The following is a 19,166-nucleotide window of genomic DNA, read 5'->3' as shown; positions in this document are numbered from 1 at the left end:
TCGGGTGACCGATGGCCCAGCATTCTTCAGGGGCCGGTCATCACCGAGTCCGACCCAATGTATGTGCTACGATCATGCACATGTCGCGCATTCATGTGCTCATCGATGCCGCGGAACGCGAGGCGTTCAGGGCGCAGGCTCAGCGGGAGGGGCGGTCGCTGAGCGAGTGGTTACGTGAGGCTGGCCGCGCGCGCCTGGAGAGCGCTCGAGGCAGGGTCCTGAGGTCGCCGTCCGACCTTCCGGCGTTCTTCGCAGCGCTCGATGCCCGCCGCGGTGACGAGCGTCGAGAGGAGGACTGGGAGGCGGTCAAACAGCGTATCGCGACGTCGCGCACGCCGCGTCTCGACCAGTGACCTACGTCGACACGAACGTCATCATGTACGCCGTCGGCAGGCCCCACCCTCTGCGCGACGAGGTGCGGGAACGCCTGGCGACGAACTCGTCGCCACTGCTCGCGTCCGCCGAAGTGCTCCAAGAACTCCTGCACGCGTACCTGCCAGTCAAGCGTTACGCAGAACTCGATGCCGCGTTCGTGCTCGTCACCGACCTCACGACCGTTCTCGACACCACGCTCGCCAACGTACGCATGGCACGAGAGCTGGCGCGCACGGTCCCGTCCCTGGCAGCCAGGGGCCTGATTCATCTTGCGCTTGCCCTCGAACACGGCGTCGAGACGCTCTGGACCTACGACGCCGCGCTCGCCGACGCGTTCAGGCGCAACAGCAGGTAACGCGCAACAGCAGGTAACGCGCAACAACCGAGCGCCGTGTAGCAAGAGCTCCGGCTCCCCATGGCTTGGTCGTCCGGCTGTACTCGATCTACGGCCCGAGGCGGAAACGGTTCGGCGCGCCGGCAGCGAGCCTCCCACAGTGCCCCCGCTCCGGGCCTAACCTTGATCAGCTCGGCGGCGAGGCGCAGAAAGGAAGCACACGAGACCACAACAACTCGGCTGCCTGCTCGTCGTATTCCGATTCGAGCGAACGGTCTGTGAACAGGTGACCGGCGCCGGGGTAGTCAAACACCGCGACGTGTGCGCCGGCATCTCGTATCTGTTTGACGAGGGCGTCGATCCCGACCTGGTTCCGGAAGGGATCGTCGACGGTGTAGTGGATCTGCGCTGGCACACCAGCAGGCCACGCCTCGACCCCGAGCATGGCGAGATCCAATGCGCCGGACAGCATCAAGACGCCACCGACGTGTCGCTGAGTCGCGACGTACTCGGCCATGCCTCCCCCGTTGGAGAACCCGGCCGCGATGAACCCGTCATCGAGCTCGGTCACGGCATCGAGGGCGAGGCGCATGAGCGATGGGTAGCCGATCGATCTCGCGAACGCACCCGCTTTGTCGTAGTCGTCGAAGACACGACCGTCGTACTGGTCCACGACGGTGACGTCGTGGCCATGAGCACGGAGTCGATCGGCTGCGTCGTGAATGCCTGGTCGGACGCCGAGGACGGAATGAAACAACGCTATCTCGGCCATAGCGTCAGTCTGCACTCGATGCGCGCGGGTCGGTGACACCGTCCGGGCTGGCGTACCTGGCGATGTCCCAACCCGCCAACCGCGCGCCGGCCTGGTACGCGGACTCGTAGAAGTCCAGCACTGCCTGGTGGGGGTCCGGCATCTCCTGCAGGTCACGGTAATGCAGGATCGCCAGGTGGCTCCCGCGCTGCTCGACCCAGCCGGCCGATGGCGGAGCCAGCGGCTCAGACGCGAGCCCGTCGGGTTCCGGGGCGGTGTAGGAGTAGAACGCCGGCTCGCGGAAGTTCTCATCGCCGAACCAGAAGCCGAAGCTGATCACTTCGCGGGAGTACGCCTCGCGCGTGACCGAGTCGGCACCAGCCGATTGCTCGACATGCTTGTCAGCGAACCGCGTCATCGCGATGTCGAAGGTGTGCCAGAAGTGCTGCACGGGGCTGGTCTTGCCCGAGAATCCGCTCGCGAACGCCTCGAGCAGAAGGTTCACCTGAGACAAAACCTGCCAGTACCGGGTCACGGCGGCCGTGTCATAGCTGGCGTGCTCCGTGTCGGCGCTGAAGGGGCGGTCCGCATCGGGCAGGTCGAACGGGTACGGCCTGTCGATCTGCGCCCTCACGCCCAACGTCGCCAAGCCGTGTTGGAGCCGCTCGTAGAACGCGGCGACCGACAGCCCGGGCAGCGAGAACGAGTAGCGCTGGCCAGCCGTGGTGGTCAGGTCCAAGCGGTGGTCAAGGAAGTCGAAGTCGATACAGAAGATCGGGTCCCGGCCCATCGGGCGGCTCGTGAGTCCGCGGCCGGTCAGGCGTAGCGGGACGTTCCACCAGTGGTTGTGTCTGGGACTGGCGGCCAGCCGAACCTTGCCGACGACCTGCGCGAAGCGGTGGATCGTTTGCAACGTGCCGCGCCACGACTCGTAGTCCATGTCCGGAAAGGCCGCTATCGGCTCGGTGGGCGTACTCATCGACCGCATCGTGGTGCCTCCCTGCATCTCGACCGACCTCAGTGAAGGCTGCCATCGGACCCCGCGCGTTCCCAGCTGGCCAGGCACCTAGGACCCGCGACAGCACGTGTCGCCGGCAACAACGGACCTTTCGCGCGTGTTCAGTATACGCTCGGCGCCTCGACCTCATCCAAACCTTGCGGCTCGCGCTCTGCGTCTCAGTGACTCTGGCACAATCGATTCCGTGTAATCGATTTGGAACGGAACACCGCCGTTGTAAACGTTCTGGCACGGCTATAATCGAACTGGAATGGACGGCCGCCGTGAGGATCGATACCAGCAGCCCATAGGGCAATCATGGCTACACCGTGAACTCGGGTTGGCCGTTCCGGAGCCGGCGGTGATGAGCTTCACAGTATCCGGCGCCAGACGAACCGAGGTTCATGACAATCGAACTTACGAGTTCTACCCTCAGCAGTACGCAGTCGAACCGACTCCCATCGAGAACGTGCGCTTCGCTCTCCGTCATGAGCCGTTCGACCTTGGCGTCATGATCGCGGCCATGAGAGCCATCGGCCCAACTGGATTCGAGCAGTGGGGGCGCCGGGAGCCGACCGGAAGTCATAGCCGCCGAGCATGGTTCTTCTATGAAAGGCTGTTGGGCGAGAAGCTCGATTTGCCCGACGTCAAGCGGGGCAACTACGTACATGCCCTCAATCCGAGGCAACACGTGGGTCTCCAGACACGGCGCAACAGCAAACGACACCGGGTCATCGACAATCTCCTGGGAGGGCCGAAGCTCTGCCCGGTGGTCCGGCAAACGGAGCGTCTCAGGACTGCGCGGGAGGCGCGCCTAGACGAGGAGGCGCGGAAGCTCCTCGCGCGGTATGACAGAACCGTCCTGATGTGGGCTGTTAACTACCTGTTCACGAAAGAGACCCGGTCGACGTTTGCGATCGAAGGGGAGAGGCCGTCGGCCGATCGTGCCACCCGCTTCGTCGATGTCCTCAGGAGGGCCGCCAGCATCGATGTTGCCGACTCTGCCGGCCTCGTGGCACTGCAGGGGGCGATTGTCGACCCCCGCTACGCTGCGGCCGGATGGCGGGACTTCCAGAACTTCGTTGGGCAAACGATCTCCGGCTACCGGGAGGAGGTTCACTTCATCAGCCCCAAGCCGGCCGACGTTGCCGACCTGATGGCTGGCTGGCGCGACCTCTACCGACGCCTCATCGATGACGATATCGACCCCGTCCTAGCGGCGGCGGTCGTAGCGTTCTCATTCGTCTTCATCCACCCGTTCCAGGCTGGCAACGGTCGGATCCACCGATTCCTGATCCATCATGTCCTGGCTCGGCGAGGCTATAGCCCCAGTAAGACGATCTTTCCGGTGTCGGCTGCGATCGTCAGGCAGCAGCAACAGTACGACGAAGCGTTGGAGGCCTTTTCCAGGCCTCTGTTCGAGCACATCGAGTGGGACTGGTCGCAGGACGGGGATCTTGTCGTCCAGAATGACACCCACCACCTATACCGTTACTTCGACGCAACCCGTTTCGTCGAGTTCCTCTACGACCGGATCGCCGACACCATACGGATCGACCTCGAAGAGGAACTCGGCTTCATGACCGTTTTCGATAGCGCCTTGCAGGGCGTACGTGAAATCGTCGACATGCCCGACAGGCGTGCCTCTTTGCTTGTCCGATCGATCATGCAGAACGGCGGCGAGCTCTCAGGTCGTAAGCGCGAGCAGTTCATTGAACTCAGTGATGAGGAGATCTCTCGACTGGAGGACGCTGTCAGCCGCGCGATGGCCTTGGCAGGGGCGGATGCCCTCTAGCATCGCATCCGGCCAGTGTGGCCTGACTCTTGAGCGCGCCGACGGTGGGGCGGCGAGGGTGACGTTGGCGACGATGGGGCTCCACGTGAGGCGGCATGGTTTTTCGCGTGATCCTCGACCTCAAATGCTCCCTAAGGAGGTTGCGTGGCAGCCCTCGATATCCTGGCAAGTTCTCCGCTTCTGACCATCTTTCTCGTCGTTGCCCTCGGGACCGCGTTCGGCGCGATACCGTTCGGGCCACTGCGGTTCGGATCCGCGGGGGCCCTGTTCGTCGGATTGGGCCTCGGGGCCCTGGATCACAGGCTCGGTGAGGGGCTGGCGCTCGTCCAGACCCTGGGGCTAGCCCTCTTCGTCTACACGGTGGGCCTCGCAGCTGGCGATACGTTCTTCCGGGATCTGCGCCGCCAACTGCCGTTGATGACAGGAGCCGTCCTCACCAGCGTCGTGGCGGCGGGAGCCGCGGTCGGACTGGGGAAGCTCCTCGGCCTCGGCGGGGCGCTCACGGCGGGCACCTTCGCCGGGGCCTTGACGTCGACTCCCGCCCTCGCCGCGGCGACGGCGGCGGCCGGCACCTCGGAGCCCGCGGTCGGGTACTCGCTCGGGTACCCGATCGGAGTAGCGGTTGCGATCCTGGCCGTGGCGGCGGTGGTGAACCGGACCTGGCCCGGGCGCCGCGACCCGCCTTCGGCGGCGAGCCTAGGGCTGGATGCTTGCACCGCACTCGTCAAGACTCGGACACGGTTCGAGGACGTGCCCGGCTTCGCCGACCAGAGCGTGCTGATCTCGTACCTCGCCCGCGAGGGCCGCACTCGCGTGGCCACTCCGGGTGAGGAGCTCCTCCCCGGAGACCGGGTCGTGGTCGTGGGTCCCCTGGAGCGGGTCAACGAGGCAGTAGCCCACTTGGGCGAGCGTGTAAGCGAGCACCTCGCCGACGATCGCACATCGGTCGACTATCGACGGTTCGTCGTGTCGAGCCGGAGAGTGGCCGGACGCAGCATCTCAGACCTGGATATCCCGAGGCGGTTCGGAGGCGTGATCACGCGCGTCCGGCGTGGCGACCTGGACCTCCTAGCGCGCGACGACCTGACCCTCGACCTCGGCGACCGGGTCCTCGCCGTCGTACCGGCCGAAGAACTCACGGCCGTCTCGGAGTTCCTCGGAGACTCCGAGCGGAAGGTCTCCGAGATCGACGCGCTCACCGTCGGGATCGGGATGGCGCTTGGGTTGGGGTTGGGGCTGATCACGATTCCGCTCCCCGGAGGCGCGAGCTTCTCGCTGGGGCCGGCCGCGGGGCCGCTCCTGGTAGGGATGGTCCTGGGCGGGCTCGAACGGACCGGGCCGGTCGTGTGGGGGATGCCGGGAGCGGCGAACCGGACTGTCCGGCAGTTGGGCCTGCTTCTGTTCCTTGCGGCCGTCGGGTTGACCTCCGGACAGGACTTCGCCTCACAAGCGTTCACTCTGACCGGGCTCAAGGTGGTGCTCGCGGCAGTTCTGACCGTCATCGTTGCGGCGACCGTTCTCCTACTCATCGCCAGGTGGATCGGGGTGAGTGCGCCAAGGGCAGCCGGGGCCTTCGCGGGCCTCATCGGCCAGCCCGCGATACTCGCCTATGCCGACTCACGAGTCGTCGACGAGAGGGTCGAGGCGGGCTACGCGGCGATCTTCGCGCTGGGGATCGTCGTGAAGATCCTGCTGGCGCAGCTGATCGTCGCCCTGTGACCTCCTCGCGGCGGGCCCGCTCCACGTCGACGGCGCACGTCAAGATGCAGCGGCTGCGCTCGCGGGAGCCTGGCCGCGGCCTTCTTGTTCCACGCCCTGATGAACAACCCTATCTGGCCGCAGGCTCAGCTATGAGACATGTGACTGCAACACCCGAGCGAACGACGGTTCAAGAGGGTGCTGGCATCTCCCTAGCCAACCCGGTGGTTCACGCTCCCGAAACTCAGATCCGTGGCTTTCGCAACGACTCAAGAGTCCCGAGCCGAGCTACGAGATCGATTTCGAGTGCTTCAGCAAGACAAGGTAGGCTCGAGCATGACGACCTCAACCGATACGAGCGGGCCCAACGGCCCCGAGCAGTCAGCACCGAACCCGCACCCCTACAGCCCGGCCTTCGCGGTGGGCGGCTTCGTGTTCGTTTCCGGAGCCCTGTCGATCGACACCAAGGGCAAAGCCGTCTCCGGCAGGGAGGAAGCGCTCGACGCGGCGATGGACCGCATGGCCGAACGCCTCGCCACGGCGGGCGGGCGGTTAGAGAACGTCGTGAAGCTGACCTACTTCGTCACCGACGTGACGTTGCGGGAGGAAGCGAACCGCCAGTTCGAACGCGTCTTCTCCGAGCCCCGGCCGGCGCGGACTTTCATGGAAGTCAGCCGGCTCCCGTACGAGGCCACCGTCGAGATCGACTGCATCGCGCACCTAGGGGTCGGCCGGTAGCGGGCCCTGCTGTCGACTGTGGCACCTAGCAGCAGAGTTACGACGGCAGCGGCGCTGACCCCAGCGTCGGTGTCGCTCGCATGAAGCCGTTCGTCGCCTGGCAGGCGGCCCTTAGTGGCCAAGCGATTACCTGAGCCTCGTCGAGCCGCTGCCCGGACCGCAGGATCGGGCTCGGATGATGGTCCTTGGGGCTCGTGTGAGATTCGAGTGCAAGGCCGCATGAACTCCATGCGCTCACTCCTTGGGCAGCACCGTAGCCACTATCGACGCGTCCAGCTCCTCATACGCCGCCAGACCAAGGGTTTCGTAGAGCTCCGCTCGCGTCTGCATGCGCCCCAGCATGCCGGAGGCGCTCCCGTCGCGCGCTATCGCGCTGTATAGCTCCTCCTGGGCCTTGTTCGCCACTCTGAGGGAACTTACCGGCCAGATGACTATCTTGTAACCCAGCTCCTCGAACTGCTCCGCGCTTAGCTGCGGCGTGCGGCCGAACTCCGTCATGTTCGCCAGCAGCGGGATGCCCGGCAGGGCCTCCGCGAAGTCTCGGAACATGTCGACGCTGGTGAGGGCCTCGGGGAAGATGACGTCGGCGCCGGCCTCCGCGTAGCGCTCGGCGCGCGCGACGGCCCCGGCGAGCCCCTCGCTGGCCGCGGCGTCCGTGCGCGCCACGATCACGAGGTGTCGACGTGCCTTCACGGCCGCGGCGACCTTCAAGGCCATGTCGTGCGGGTCGGCCAGCCGCTTGTCGTTCAGATGCCCGCACTTCTTGGGCAGGAGCTGGTCCTCGATGTGCACCGCGCCCGCGCCGGCCTCCTCGAATGACCGAACCATGTTCATGACGTTCAGGGCCTCGCCGTAGCCCGTGTCACCGTCCACCAGCACTGGCAGGCCGCTGGCGCGGCTTACTTGACGCACGAAGGAGGCGACTTCGTCGACGGTGATGATGCCTAAGTCGGGGAGGCCCATCGACGCGCTCATCGCCGCGCCCGAGAGGTACAGCGCCTCGAAGCCCGCACGCTTGGCCTGCAGTGCCGCCATGCCGTTGTGCGCGCCGGGCAGGCGGAGGATGCCGGGCCTTGCGAGTAGTTCACGGAAGCGCTCGCCGGCGCTACGCTCCGGAGCGTCCGACGCGACCAGGTAGGGCATCAGACGGGGGCGGCGGGCCCGCGGAGGCGCCGCACGGTTCCAAGAGTTGAAGTTGCGTTGGGCATGACCAGTCGGCCTCCTCGATGAGCGGCGCGCACTAGAAGATCCCGGCCGGCACGGGTGCGCCGAGGTGCTCCCGTCCCACCACCACGTTCAAAGCAGCAACCTCGTGTGAGTCGAGGTGCTCGATGCGAGCCGTCAGGCCTAAGAACCGCTCCTGCTCGTCCTCCTCGACTATCCCGGCGGCCAACTCGCGGAACTTCTGGACGTACTGTTCGCGGCCGAACGGGCGCGCCCCGCGCGGATGGGCGTCGGCCACGTCGATCTCGTCCGTTATGACGGTGCCGTCGTTCAGCGTGACGACCACGCGGCCACCGAACGCCTTCTGCGCAGGATCCGTAGCGTGGTAGCGGCGCGTCCACTCCGGGTCTTCCTCGGTCCGCACCTTCTGCCACAACGAGACGGTGTCGGGCCGGGTCGCGCGCGCTGGAGCGTAGCTCGTCTCGTGGTGCCAGGCCCGGTCCTGGAGCGCCACGGCGAAGATGTACATGATCGAGTGATCGAGGGTCTCGCGCGAGGCGTGGGGGTCCATCTTCTGCGGGTCGTTCGCGCCGGTGCCGATGACGTAGTGCGTGTGGTGACTCGTGTGGATGACGATGGAAGACACGTTGGCGAGATCGCCTAACTTGGGGGCCAGGCGCCGGGCGAGGTCGATGAGCGCTTGGCTCTGATACTCGGCGGAGTGCTCCTTGGTGTAGCTCTCGAGGATCGCGCGCTTGGCCTCGCCCGGCTCGGGCAGCGGCACTAGGTAGCGCGCTTCGGGACCACCGAGCAGCCAGGCGATGAAACCGTCCTCGCCCTCGTAGGCGGGTGAGGGCGCCCCTTCGCCGCGCATGGCTCGGTCGACCGCTTCGACAGCCATCTTGCCCGCGAACGCGGGTGCGTAGGCCTTCCAGCTCGAGATGGCGCCTTTGCGAGACTGCCGCGTGGTGGTCGTCACGTGCAGGGCTTGTTGGATGGCCTGGTAGGTGACCTCGGTGCTCAGGCCAAGCAGCGCACTGATACCGCCCGCCGCGGAGGGCCCGAGGTGCGCGATGTGGTCGATCTTGTGCTCGTGCAAGCAGATGCCCTTCACGAGGTCGATCTGCAGCTCGTAGCCGGCTGCAACGCCCCGCACGAGTTCGGCCCCGCTCAGGCCCTTCGATTGCGCCACCGCCAAGATGGGCGGGATGTTGTCGCCGGGGTGGCTGTAATCGGCGGCTAGGAAGGTGTCGTGAAAGTCGAGCTCGCGGACGGCGACGCCGTTCGCCCAGGCGGCCCACTCTGCCGAGATGCGTTTTTGGTGGGGCAGGCCGAACACCGCAGCTCCGGGCGTCCGCGTGTGTGCCACCGCCTGAGCCCTCGCTGTGCGGACCGGCTGTCTCGCCAGCGCCGCCACGGCCACCGCCGCATTGTCGATGAAGCGGTTGCCGATCATGGCAGCCACCTCAGGTTCGACGGGGACCGGGTCGGTGGCAACGGCGGCGAGCTTCCACGCCAGTTCGTCTTCTTTCGGTAAAGCCTCGCTCGACTTGTGGGTACGCACCTCGTGGATCTTCATGTCCGCACTCTTTCCTGTTGCGGCGGCAGGGCCCAAGTGCCGCAGCGTTGATTGGCTCAGAAGTTGCCGCTTCCAGAGGCAACCACACAAGTCAGGCGAGGGCAGCAAATGCCCGCCACCAAGTGCGCGCGCCTCTAAGGCACCATCATGAGGCCTGACTGGTGAGGGGATGGCCGCGTCGGTCCATTCACGTTGACCCCCTTAATGCGGCGGGCATATCATTGGCGGCGACCGCGCATTCAATCCCCCCGGTTCCTATCCTGCTCATCCAGGAGGAGGCAAACTCCGTGAAAAGACTCAAGTTCGTTCTGATCGCTCTCGCCGCGTTCGGCATGACGGCCGCGTTCGCGCAGAAGCCGTCCGGTGTTCAGTGCATCGCCCCGTCCGACCCGGGCGGCGGCTGGGACTTCACCTGCCGCACCATCGCCCCCGTCTTGACGGAGCTGGGCCTGATCGACGGCCAAGTCCGCTCGCAGAACATGGCCGGCGCCGGTGGCGGCATCGCGTACGCGTACGTCGTGGGTCAGCAAGGTAAGAACGAGAACCTGCTGGTCGCGGCCTCCACCGCCACCACCACTCGCCTGGCCCAAGGGCAGTTCCAGGGCTTCACCGCTGACGACGTTCGCTGGGTAGCCGCCGTGGGCGCAGACTACGGTGTCATCGGCGTTGCGCCGGATAGCCCGTACGACTCGCTTAAGGACCTCATGGACTTGTGGGCCAACGACACTTCTGCGCTCACGGTAGTGGGCGGCTCGGCGGTGGGAGGTTGGGATCACCTCAAGGTCCTCCTGGCGGCGCAGGAAGCCGGGGTCAAGAACCCTGAGAAGATCCAGTACGTTTCGTTCAGCAGCGGTGGCGCGGCGATAATCGAGATCGTCGGCGGCCGCGCGGACGTGTTCACGGGTGATGTTTCCGAGGCGCTACCGCAGATCGAAGCCGGAAACCTCAAGGTGCTCGCCGTGCTCTCTGACGAGCGCATCAGCAGCTTGCCGGACGTCCCCACGGCGAAGGAGCAGGGCATCGACGTGATCGGCGCCAACTGGCGCGGCTTCTACGTGCCCAAGGGCATAAGTGACGAGCGTTACGACTACTGGGTCGATGCCTTCAGGCAGCTCGAGGCCTCTGACGCGTACGTCGCCATCCGCGAAGCGAACGGCTTGGCCCCCTTCGCGCGCTTCGGCGCCGAGATGGAAGCGTTCGTGGCCGATCAGGTGGCAGACGTCAAGGACCTGTCCTCCCGCATCGGGGAGTGATGATCGCAACAACCTCGTTAGCCGGAAAGGGGCAGGGGCGCTTAGTGCGCTCCTGCCCCGCTGTCAGGGCCGGCGGTTCTCGCGGCAACATCAGCGAGAATAGGTTGGGTGGACACGAAGCACCATGAGCGACCGCGTCACGGCTAGCGTTCTCATCGCCGTCTCCGCGGCCTTCATCGCCATGGCTTTCGCCATCAAACCCAGCTTCTTCAGCGATCCACTCGGCCCGAAGTTCGTTCCCATAGTCGTTGGAGTCTTCCTGATCGGGGCCTGTATCGCCCTGTTGGTGCGCCCGCTCTCGCGCGCAGACTGGCCGAACGCGACCGCCTGGGGACGTCTGGCCGTCTGCCTCCTCGGCTTCGTCGGGTACGCCCTCCTGATGAACCCCCTCGGTTTCATCGCCTCGACCACCCTCGCCTTCACGCTCTTCGCACTGCTGTTCCACGGCAAGCCCGTCAAGTCCGTGCTGGCCGGCGCCGGCTTCGCGGTCGCTTCATATCTGGTCTTCTCGGTGGCGCTTGGCCTATACCTCCCAACCGGACGGCTGTTCGAGGGGCTTTTCTAGATGGACGCGCTCACTTCATTACTAGGCGGTTTTCAGACCGCCTTAACCGCACAGAACCTCTTGTTCTGCTTCTTCGGCGTGCTCATCGGCACCATCATCGGCATGCTGCCAGGCATTGGGCCTATCAACGGCATCGCCATCCTCATCCCCATCACTTTTGCGCTGCACATCAACCCGACGACCATGATGATCATGTTCGCCGGCATCTATTACGGCTCCCAATACGGCAACTCGATCAGCGCGATCCTCCTTAACGTGCCCGGCACCGCCTCGTCCGTGGCCACCACGTTGGACGGCTACCAGATGGCGAAGCAGGGCCGGGCGGGGCCGGCGCTGGCCATGTCGGCGGTGGCTTCTTTCGTAGGGGGGACGCTATCTATCTTCGGCCTGGCGTTCCTCGCACCCCTCCTGGCGCAATGGGCCATCCGCTTCGGGCCTGCCGAGTACTTCGTGCTGATCGTTTTCACCTTCACGACTATTTCCGCACTGACCGGCAAGTACTTCGTCAAGGGCCTGGTCGCTACGGGTGTCGGGTTGATGCTGGCGATCATCGGCCTGGACCCCGGCACTGGCGTGCCGCGCTTCACCTTCGGGCTCATGCCGCTATTCGATGGTATCGATTTCGTTTCCGCCACCATCGGTCTGTTCGCCGTGGCGGAAGTGTTCTTGTTGCTGGAATCCACGCGCGCCGGGCAGGAAGTGACGACCAAGGTCGGCCGCGCCATGCTCAGCGCGAAGGAGTTCACCGAGAGCTTCTGGGTCATGATCCGCAGCTCGATAAGCGGTTTCCTCGTTGGTGTCTTACCGGGCGCCGGCGCCACCATCGCCTCGTTCCTTGCTTACAGCAGCGAACAACGCTGGGTAGACAAGAAGGGCACCTTCGGCAAGGGCGATATCCGTGGGGTTGCCGCGCCCGAGGCGGCCAACAACTCCGCCGTCAGCGGTGCGCTCATCCCGCTGCTCACGCTGGGAGTGCCCGGAAGTGGCACTACGGCCGTCATCCTCGCCGCGTTGTTGGCGCTGAACCTGAACCCCGGCCCGCTCTTCATCAGCCAGCAACCGGAGCTGTTCTGGGGCTTGGTTGCCTCCATGTACATCGGCAACGTCATGCTGTTGATCCTTAACCTGCCCCTCGTGGGCGTGTTCATCCGCATTCTGCTCGTACCGCGCTGGGTGCTGGTGCCTTCCGTTGCGGTGATCGGCTACGTGGCCGTTTACTCCGTTAGTGGCTCCGTGTTCGATCTCATGGTGATGACGGCGCTGGGCGTGCTGGGCTACCTGATGCGCAAGATGAACTTCCCGGTTGCGCCCGTCATCCTCGCGTTGGTGCTCGGACCGTTGATGGAGACCAACCTGCGGCGCGCGTTGGCGCTGGCCCAGGGCAACTGGACGGTGTTGTTCAGCACGCCGCTGACGATCGGTTTATGGGTCATGGTTCTGGGCTCGATCCTGCTACCGCTACTTACGCGCAGGACACCAGTGGCCGAACTCGGGCCGGCCGCCGCCACTCGCGAGGACGAGGACGCTCCGCCCCTGAACGACTGACTTGCTTGCCCTTCTGATAACCTCCCTGCCATGGGTTTCGCATTGCTGCGCGTCGCGCTGCTCTTCGGCGCCGCCGCCGTCACCGCCGCCTTAGTCAGTCTGGCCGCCGGTGTCGGTTTCTCTCTGGCGCTAACCCCACAACTGTCCGCGCTTTACTTCATTCCGGTCAACGTGTTGTGCCTCTGGCTCTTACGCCGAACCCTGCACGAGCGCGGCGGCGGCCTTCGCCGGCTCGCCGATTACGACCGCGCCCGGCTTGGCAGGGACGTGCTCAGGGGCCTGCTCTGGCTCGTGGTGCTGTTCGTGCCGTTCATCATCGCTATCAACCTCACGATGCTGGTGCTCTTCGGTCCCGCCGGCATGCTGGCCGCCTACGAGACCGTGTTCGCCCCCGACCCTGCTGTAAGCGTGGCCTTCGCGCCTTGGTTCGCGTGGACGTCGGCCATCCTCGTGGCCCTGGTGTTTCCCTTGACGAACGCACCCACGGAGGAACTGGTCTACCGCGGCCACGCGCAAGCCGGGTTGCTGCGGGCTGGTCGGCCCGCAGCCGTGGCCGTGCTGCTTCCAGCGGCCGCGTTCGGGTTGCAACACGTTCTCCTCGCCCCATCGGCGGCCGGGATGCTCGTGTACGCAGTAGGGTTCTTCAGTTGGGGTGCGGTGGCTGGACTCATCTACCTGCGGTCGGGCCGCCTTATGCCGCTCATCTTGGCTCACCTGATCACGAACGCCCTCACGTCCTTGGCGCCACTGGCGTTCCTCCTGGCTGGGGTGAGCACCACCTGACTTGGATTGGCGAAGACACTGCTCCACCCACTTTGGCGCAAGCGGAGTGGGTGTCAGCAGAGTGCTCGAACGCGCGTAGGCGCGCGGAGGATGCGCGCAGTCTCCGCGCGCAGTCTCAGTGATTCCTGAGGCGGCAGTCTTTAAGGGCTGTCGCAGAATGCCCTAGGCGATCAACGAACCATTAGCACGCATAGCAACGTAAGGAACGGTGCAATGACCAACAGCTGGCACGGCAATCCGAGTTGGTACGAACTGACGACGAGCAAGGGCGAACTTCGGGCGGCCGAAGAGTTCTACGGCAGGATCCTCGGTTGGACATTCATGGATACCGGGATGGTCGGCTCCGAATACCACCTTGCCAGCCGCGATGGTGACGCGGTTGCGGGCTTTTCAGCCATGCCCGGGACCGCAGCGGACAAGTCACCCTCTTGGTTGATCTACTTCGCGGTGGCTGACGCTGACAAGTCCGCGGCCGACGCCGCGGCCGCCCGGGCCACTATCCATCGAGCCCCGAGCGACGTTCCGGGTACTGGTCGCTTCGCTATCCTGAGCGACCCACAAGGCGCACGGTTCGGTTTGCTGCAACCGGACATGAGCGGCATGTCAGACGTTGACGTGGCCAAGGCGGAGGCTGGCGCCGGGGCGTTCGATCAAGCCAAGCCCGGTCACGGCAACTGGCACGAGTTGATGTCGTTCGATCCCGCGGCGGCTTTCGAGTTCTACGCTCCACTGTTCGGCTGGAGCAAGGGTGAACCCGTTGACATGGGCGCCCTGGGCACTTATCAGCTGTTCGGCCGGGCCGGGGCTGATATCGGCGGCATGATGGGGCTGGGCGACGCCCCCACCCCTAATTGGCTACCGTATTTCGGCGTGGACGGCAGCGTGTCCGACAAGATGGCGTCGATCGAAGCCGCTGGTGGCAGCGTGCATATGGGGCCCATGGAGGTGCCGGGCGGTGCGTTCACTGCGGTGGCGCAAGACCCCCAGGGCGCCTGGTTCGCCGTCGTTGGTGCCGAGAAGTAACGGCGAGCTCCCGATGATCACCTCTGATGCCCCACAGCAAGGCCCGGCCTGAAGGGGCAAGTCGGATTGTTCTAGATCGGACGGATGTCCGGACTACTGCGTCTCCGACACCACAGACAACGTCTCGCGGGTGATCACGTCTCTGACGTGCTCGTCGCTAACCTGAAGTTCCGGTTGGTGGGCGTGTAGTTCTCCCGTCCTGCACGCGAAGTGCTGGCTTCTCGAGGTGCGGCGGGATGTCTACACGCTGATGTTGGCCAGTAGATCCAGCGCCTTCTGCTGGGTGGCGTTGGGGCGGGTGGTCATCGGGAAGCTCACGCCGGTGCCGGGATGCTTGCAGGTGTTCAGGGTGATGGTGCTCATGTGCTCCAGCAGGCCCTTGAAGCTGCGGGCGGGACTGCCGTCGGCCAGGGTGTTCGTCTGCGCCTTCTTCGCGGCGGCGGTCGACCTCTTCGCGGCCGCCACGGGATCGCGCTCCTGGTTCGTTTCCTCGTCGCGGAACGTGAGGCTGGCCCAGGCGCGCTCCATGTGCCACCGCACGTAGTAAGCCAACATGCAGATGAACAGGTGCGCCTTCACCCGGTCTGGTAGGTGATGGTGGATGGGCCTGACCTGCAGGTCGATGCTCTTCTTCGTGCGGAACGCCTTCTCAACCTCGGCCAGGCGCTTGTACGCCCTCACCGCGTCCGGCGCACTCAAGTCTATCTGGAGCACGCTGGTGCGGATGACGTAGATGCCGTCCATCGCCGCTTCGGCGGCGACGCTGTCCTGGTCCACCTCGAAGCTGAGCTTGTCGTCCTGGATGTCGAGCTTGAGATGCTTGCCCATGCGGTACTTCGCCAGCTTCTCACCCACCCTGAGGCCGATCCTTGCCTTGCCCTTGAGCCTGCCGGCCCGCACGCTCTGCTGAACTTTCGTTAGCGCCTCGATGGTGGCCGTCAGCAGCTCCTGACGCTTATGCGCCCGCTGCCGACCCAGCACCGGATTGCGGCAGGCGATGAGGCGCTCGCCGGGATAGTCGGCGTGCGTCACCTCCGCCAGGTTCTCCTCCTCGAACAGGCTGGGCTGGATGACGCCATCCACCACCAGCTTCCTTAGCGATTGGCTCTTCAGGGCGGTGACCCAGTCAACACCGGCGGCTCTCAAGGCGGGCAGGTGCTTGCCGGTGATCATGCCCCTATCACCCACTAGCGTGAAGACATTGAGCCCGTACTGCTCCTTGAGCTTCGCCACCTGCGGCATGAGCGTGCTCGGGTCACCCGTGTTACCGGGGAACACCGACAGGGCGATGGGCCGGCCGGCCGCGTCGGTCAGCAGTCCGAAGTTGATCTGCTTCTTGCCGCGCTTCTTGTCCCGGTCGTAACCGAACGCCGCCAGGTCGCACTTCTCGCCCTCCACGTACGTCGAGCTCAGGTCGAACAACACGCGTGATCCTTCGCTCAGGTGCCGGGCAGCGAGCTTGCCCTCGATGCGCGCCTGCCGCGACACCAGCCAGTCCATGGCGTGATACACCGCGTGCTCATCAGCGTCCTGAACACCCAACTCGGCGGCCAGGGTCGTATCAAGCCACGCTCTGGTCGTCGCCAGCTTGCTCTTCGGCGATAGCACCCGGAACGCCACCAACGCCGCTATCAGCGACCGCTCCTTGCTGGGCCTGGACGCCAGCAGCCTCTCGACCCCCAAGCGCTTCAGCGCCAGCAGCACCGCCTGAACGTGCCCGTGCGGCAGCGAGCGCGTGATCTCGAAGGCGTCCGCCGGCGCGACTAGCGCCTCGCCCTTCAGTACCCGCCGGAGCAGCAGGGCCTGCTCCTCGTCGATCACGCCCGTGAGGTTGGCGACGGTGCGCTTACGGACCCTCCCATCCTCACGCCACGCCTCCCGCAACAAGATGGCGGGTCTGGAGGTGCGGTTCGGAACGATGTCAACGTGCATGGGCCACAATACCACGGACCGCCGCTCATGCACAGCCCCAACGCACCACCTTACATGGGAACACAATGCACACCAAATGATTGATGCGCCCACATGCACCATCGTCAGGCACGCAAGACTGCATCTACTGGGCTGCTACGGCCGCCTGGAACTTCCGGCTAACGGTGGCGCTCCCGTCACCTGGCTGTTCGCCATAGTTGCCGAAACCGGCGTGGTTGGCGCCGTCTATCTCGACGAACCCGGCATTGACGGGCAACAGGTGCGCCGCACCTTCGACCTTCTGCGGCGTGCTCAGGCCGTCCTCGCTCCCGCTGATGCTCAACACCTTCAGGTCTAGTTGCGACAGGTCGTTCGCGCAGTAACTTCCGAAGAGTATTAGCCCCTCGATCTGCGGTTGGGTAGCGTACTGACACGCCCTTACCCCGCCTAACGAATGGCCGCCCACGAACCAGATAGTGACCGCCGGGGCTTCGCCCGTGAACCTGCTCAGCGGCCTGAGATCGAAGAAGGCGAGGTTCAGGATCGGCTTGGTGATGACGACCGTCAGGCCACCCTCCTTGACTGCCATCGACAGCTTGTAGAGGTAAGCGGCGGGCGCGACCTTCGCACCCGGGATGAAAACCAACCCCACCCCGGACGCGCGCCCCGTTGGTGCCATGACGATGGCGGCGCCGTCCTCGCTCACCGATATGCCCGGGTCGGACATCACTTCTGCTACGAGTTGGTCGTCGGCCTGCATTACTCCCGTTTGGGCCCAGGCCACGAACCCGAGCACGCCGATGAGCACGAGGCTCGCAATGCCCATCAGGACCGCCCGGGTTACGCGCCGCGCGCGCGGCGAACCAGGTTCGCGCCGTTGCCGTTGGGAGGAGGTCATGCCTCCAGTATTCTCTCGTCGGCCAGAGCTGCGCGGGTCCTGGCGCCGTCAGCCGGCGCTCGCTGGGTCGGCTCGGGACGCCTGCTGCTCCGGGGCTCGCGCCGTGGAGGCGCAAAGTGGCGAGGAACCCCAGCACGAGGAATCCGGCTGCGGCGAAGGCGGAGTAGCCCGTGCCTTGGCTGAAGGCGTCACGTGCAGCGTTGCCGATCTGTGAGTTCTGTTCCACCAACCCTGGTATGGCGCCGCCCGCGCTGACGACGACGGCTTCGACGATCTGGCTGCGTGCCTCGACGGCTAGGAGCGGAGCCCGCTCGGCGAGTTTGGCGTCGAGCGATCCTCCGACAGACGTGAACAGGATGGTTCCAAGTATGGCGATGCCGAGCGCCGAGCCGATCTGGCGGGCGGTGCTCGCGGTGCCGGAGCCCTGGCCGCTCTTGTCGACCGGTACGTCCCTGAGGACGACGCCGGTAAGTTGTGCGGTGGCCAAACCAACGCCGATCCCGTAAACGAATAGCAGCGGCACTATGGAGAGCCAGGTGGCGTCGGCCGTTATGACGAGGCCGAGCCCGGCCACGCCGATGATCTCGGCCACGATCCCCATCCTTACTATCGTGACGGGCGTGACCCTCTGGCCGAACACGCCAGAAACCCCGCTGGCGACGAATGAGCCCAGCGCAAGAGCCAGCAATACCAGGCCGGTTTGCAGCGCGTCGTAGCCGATCACGTTCTGTAGCCAGAGCGGCAGCGACAAGATGATCCCGAACTCGCCCAACGACACGATCATGGCCGCGATGTTCCCGTTGCGAAACGACGGGATCTTGAACAGCGAGAGTGCCAGGAGCGTTGTCTTGCCCGATCGTTCTCGGTGGATACCCCACCAGACGAACGCGACGGCCGAAAGCAGGGTCAAGGCGAAGATCGCAGGGATAGGGGAGAGCTCGAAGGGCCACGTCCAGGAGCCGATCTTCGGGATCCTGCCGGCGTTAGCTTGCCACCAGCCGTAGGTGCGCCCCTCGATGAGCCCGAATACCAGGGTGGCGCTCGCGATAACCGAGAGGATCGCGCCGGCGGCGTCTATGCGACTTGGCGCCGCAGCGTCCTTCGACTCCGAAACGAAGGCGAGCACGCCGGCGACGATGATCAGGCCAAGGGGTACGTTGATTCCGAAGGCCCAGCGCCACGAGTAGTAGGTGGTCAGCCACCCGCCAAGTAGTGGCCCGAGCGCGACCATGCCGCCGATCGTCGAACCCCACACCGCGAACGCGATGCCGCGCTCCTTACCGCGGAAAGTGGCGTTGATCAAAGACAGCGTCGTCGGCAATACCATCGCGCCGCCCACGCCCTGCAGCAACCGAGAGCCGATCAGCAGTTCACCCGACGGTGCCAGTGCGGCCAGTACAGAGGCGGCAGCGAACACGCCGACGCCCGTCAACAATAGAAGCCGGCGCCCGTAGCGGTCGGCAAGCGTTCCAAAGACCAGAAGGAGGGCGGCGAATACGAGCGTGTAGCTTTCCTGCACCCACTGGACCTGCGTCGACGTGACGCTCAGGTCAGCCACTATGGCTGGAATCGCGACGTTGACTATCGTCGAGTCGACGATTATGAGCGCAACGGCCACGCTTATGAATACGAGTCCGGCCCAGCGGCCGCGCGCGGTGGTCATGCGCTCACGCCTACCGGTTTGCCTGGCCGGCTAGCGGGTACTGCCGTTAAATGGGGGTTCAGGTCCTTCATGGGGTTGCACCCTTCCAGGTGGG

At 65.2% G+C, this 19,166-nt stretch carries 16 protein-coding genes; 10 read left to right on the top strand and 6 right to left on the bottom strand.

Features of this window, described 5'->3' with window-relative positions; all coding sequences use genetic code 11:
- The first annotated feature begins 80 nt into the window (after positions 1-80).
- Both ROY82_11220 and ROY82_11215 read left to right on the top strand, forming a co-directional pair.
- Positions 81-353: a hypothetical protein gene (locus ROY82_11220; GenBank protein MDT3683027.1), complete on the top strand. Its 273-nt coding sequence runs from the start codon at positions 81-83 to the stop codon at positions 351-353.
- Complete coding sequence (locus ROY82_11215; GenBank protein ID MDT3683026.1) at positions 350-730, top strand: type II toxin-antitoxin system VapC family toxin; 381 nt, start codon at positions 350-352, stop codon at positions 728-730. The genes ROY82_11220 and ROY82_11215 overlap by 4 nt, the downstream gene beginning before the upstream one ends.
- A gap of 166 nt (positions 731-896) precedes the next feature.
- On the opposite strand, the gene ROY82_11210 is transcribed toward ROY82_11215, so the two are convergent.
- Positions 897-1,481, bottom strand: a complete 585-nt coding sequence (locus ROY82_11210; protein MDT3683025.1) for a dienelactone hydrolase family protein — start codon at positions 1,479-1,481, stop codon at positions 897-899.
- 4 nt (positions 1,482-1,485) lie between these two features.
- Positions 1,486-2,439, bottom strand: coding sequence for a DUF5996 family protein (locus ROY82_11205; GenBank protein ID MDT3683024.1), 954 nt, complete (start codon positions 2,437-2,439; stop codon positions 1,486-1,488).
- Between the two features lie 289 nt (positions 2,440-2,728).
- On the opposite strand from ROY82_11205, the gene ROY82_11200 reads away from it, so the two are divergent.
- The 3 genes from ROY82_11200 (at position 2,729) to ROY82_11190 (ending at position 6,688) form a co-directional block, all read left to right on the top strand.
- The gene (locus tag ROY82_11200; GenBank protein ID MDT3683023.1) at positions 2,729-4,252 is read left to right on the top strand and encodes a Fic family protein; all 1,524 of its coding nucleotides are present in this window, start codon (positions 2,729-2,731) and stop codon (positions 4,250-4,252) included.
- 144 nt (positions 4,253-4,396) lie between these two features.
- Positions 4,397-5,971, top strand: coding sequence for a TrkA C-terminal domain-containing protein (locus ROY82_11195; GenBank protein MDT3683022.1), 1,575 nt, complete (start codon positions 4,397-4,399; stop codon positions 5,969-5,971).
- A 315-nt stretch (positions 5,972-6,286) separates the two neighbouring features.
- Positions 6,287-6,688: a RidA family protein gene (locus tag ROY82_11190; protein MDT3683021.1), complete on the top strand. Its 402-nt coding sequence runs from the start codon at positions 6,287-6,289 to the stop codon at positions 6,686-6,688.
- A 234-nt stretch (positions 6,689-6,922) separates the two neighbouring features.
- On the opposite strand, the gene prpB is transcribed toward ROY82_11190, so the two are convergent.
- Positions 6,923-7,831 (bottom strand): methylisocitrate lyase, encoded by a 909-nt coding sequence (prpB, locus tag ROY82_11185; protein MDT3683020.1) that lies wholly within the window; start codon positions 7,829-7,831, stop codon positions 6,923-6,925.
- Positions 7,832-7,928: 97 nt separating this feature from the next.
- A complete protein-coding gene (locus ROY82_11180) occupies positions 7,929-9,431 on the bottom strand; it encodes an MmgE/PrpD family protein (protein ID MDT3683019.1) in 1,503 nt (500 codons plus the stop codon).
- Positions 9,432-9,718: 287 nt separating this feature from the next.
- On the opposite strand from ROY82_11180, the gene ROY82_11175 reads away from it, so the two are divergent.
- The 5 genes from ROY82_11175 (at position 9,719) to ROY82_11155 (ending at position 14,600) form a co-directional block, all read left to right on the top strand.
- A complete protein-coding gene (locus ROY82_11175; protein ID MDT3683018.1) occupies positions 9,719-10,684 on the top strand; it encodes a tripartite tricarboxylate transporter substrate-binding protein in 966 nt (321 codons plus the stop codon).
- Positions 10,685-10,808: 124 nt separating this feature from the next.
- Positions 10,809-11,249, top strand: coding sequence for a tripartite tricarboxylate transporter TctB family protein (locus ROY82_11170; protein MDT3683017.1), 441 nt, complete (start codon positions 10,809-10,811; stop codon positions 11,247-11,249).
- Positions 11,250-12,794, top strand: a complete 1,545-nt coding sequence (locus tag ROY82_11165) for a tripartite tricarboxylate transporter permease (protein ID MDT3683016.1) — start codon at positions 11,250-11,252, stop codon at positions 12,792-12,794.
- A 30-nt stretch (positions 12,795-12,824) separates the two neighbouring features.
- A complete protein-coding gene (locus tag ROY82_11160) occupies positions 12,825-13,577 on the top strand; it encodes a CPBP family intramembrane glutamic endopeptidase (GenBank protein ID MDT3683015.1) in 753 nt (250 codons plus the stop codon).
- Between the two features lie 213 nt (positions 13,578-13,790).
- Positions 13,791-14,600: a VOC family protein gene (locus ROY82_11155; protein MDT3683014.1), complete on the top strand. Its 810-nt coding sequence runs from the start codon at positions 13,791-13,793 to the stop codon at positions 14,598-14,600.
- A gap of 240 nt (positions 14,601-14,840) precedes the next feature.
- On the opposite strand, the gene ROY82_11150 is transcribed toward ROY82_11155, so the two are convergent.
- Positions 14,841-16,532: an IS1634 family transposase gene (locus ROY82_11150; GenBank protein MDT3683013.1), complete on the bottom strand. Its 1,692-nt coding sequence runs from the start codon at positions 16,530-16,532 to the stop codon at positions 14,841-14,843.
- A gap of 176 nt (positions 16,533-16,708) precedes the next feature.
- Entirely contained in the window at positions 16,709-19,072 is a 2,364-nt protein-coding gene (locus tag ROY82_11145; GenBank protein ID MDT3683012.1) for an MFS transporter, read from the bottom strand.
- Between the last annotated feature and the right edge of the window lie 94 nt (positions 19,073-19,166).

This window comes from Truepera sp. (assembly GCA_032027045.1).
Classification (GTDB): Bacteria; Deinococcota; Deinococci; order Deinococcales; family Trueperaceae; genus JAAYYF01.
This window is presented reverse-complemented; position numbering and strand designations above follow the sequence as displayed.

Coding starts and splice junctions, on each gene's coding strand:
- prpB (MDT3683020.1), bottom strand. CDS start 7,831: ATGCCCTACCTGGTCGCGTCGGACGCTCCGGAGCGTAGCGCCGGCGAG.
- ROY82_11160 (MDT3683015.1), top strand. CDS start 12,825: ATGGGTTTCGCATTGCTGCGCGTCGCGCTGCTCTTCGGCGCCGCCGCC.
- ROY82_11165 (MDT3683016.1), top strand. CDS start 11,250: ATGGACGCGCTCACTTCATTACTAGGCGGTTTTCAGACCGCCTTAACC.
- ROY82_11170 (MDT3683017.1), top strand. CDS start 10,809: ATGAGCGACCGCGTCACGGCTAGCGTTCTCATCGCCGTCTCCGCGGCC.
- ROY82_11150 (MDT3683013.1), bottom strand. CDS start 16,532: ATGCACGTTGACATCGTTCCGAACCGCACCTCCAGACCCGCCATCTTG.
- ROY82_11145 (MDT3683012.1), bottom strand. CDS start 19,072: ATGACCACCGCGCGCGGCCGCTGGGCCGGACTCGTATTCATAAGCGTG.
- ROY82_11220 (MDT3683027.1), top strand. CDS start 81: ATGTCGCGCATTCATGTGCTCATCGATGCCGCGGAACGCGAGGCGTTC.
- ROY82_11200 (MDT3683023.1), top strand. CDS start 2,729: ATGGACGGCCGCCGTGAGGATCGATACCAGCAGCCCATAGGGCAATCA.
- ROY82_11205 (MDT3683024.1), bottom strand. CDS start 2,439: ATGAGTACGCCCACCGAGCCGATAGCGGCCTTTCCGGACATGGACTAC.
- ROY82_11180 (MDT3683019.1), bottom strand. CDS start 9,431: ATGAAGATCCACGAGGTGCGTACCCACAAGTCGAGCGAGGCTTTACCG.
- ROY82_11210 (MDT3683025.1), bottom strand. CDS start 1,481: ATGGCCGAGATAGCGTTGTTTCATTCCGTCCTCGGCGTCCGACCAGGC.
- ROY82_11155 (MDT3683014.1), top strand. CDS start 13,791: ATGACCAACAGCTGGCACGGCAATCCGAGTTGGTACGAACTGACGACG.
- ROY82_11190 (MDT3683021.1), top strand. CDS start 6,287: ATGACGACCTCAACCGATACGAGCGGGCCCAACGGCCCCGAGCAGTCA.